The organism is Microbacterium maritypicum MF109, assembly GCF_000455825.1.
In the GTDB taxonomy this organism is placed as follows: domain Bacteria; phylum Actinomycetota; class Actinomycetes; order Actinomycetales; family Microbacteriaceae; genus Microbacterium; species Microbacterium maritypicum_A.
This window is the reverse complement of record NZ_ATAO01000242.1, coordinates 1-396: the sequence shown is the minus strand read 5'-3', so window position 1 is coordinate 396 and position 396 is coordinate 1. Positions and strand designations below refer to the sequence as shown.

The following is a 396-nucleotide window of genomic DNA, read 5'->3' as shown; positions in this document are numbered from 1 at the left end:
TCGCTCGGACAGTTCGAGGACATCCTCCGTGAGGAGCTCAACGTGAAGTCGGTGGAGCTCGTCACGCTCGCCGATGACACGGCGGCGGAGTACGGCATCGCGCACCGCTTGAGCCTCAACGCCCGTGCGGCGGGTCCGCGCCTCGGCAAGGACGTGCAGAAGGCGATCCAGGCGGCGCGCTCCGGTGACTGGAGTGAGGTCTCCGGTGTCGTGACGGCAGGTGGCATCGTCCTCGAGCCGTCGGAGTACGAGCTCGTGCTCGAGACGACCGGCCGCCCGGAGGGGGAGGCCCTGGCCATCGTCCCGACCGGTGGCTTCGTGCTGCTCGACACCAGGACGACCCCGGAGCTCGAGGCCGAGGGACTCGCACGCGATGTCATCCGCGCCGTGCAGGAG

1 protein-coding gene is annotated in these 396 nt (G+C 69.7%); it reads left to right on the top strand.

The window, feature by feature from the left end; genetic code table 11:
* Positions 1-396 (top strand): DUF5915 domain-containing protein (locus tag L687_RS40545; RefSeq protein WP_040569859.1); only part of this gene is annotated, 396 nt, incomplete at both ends.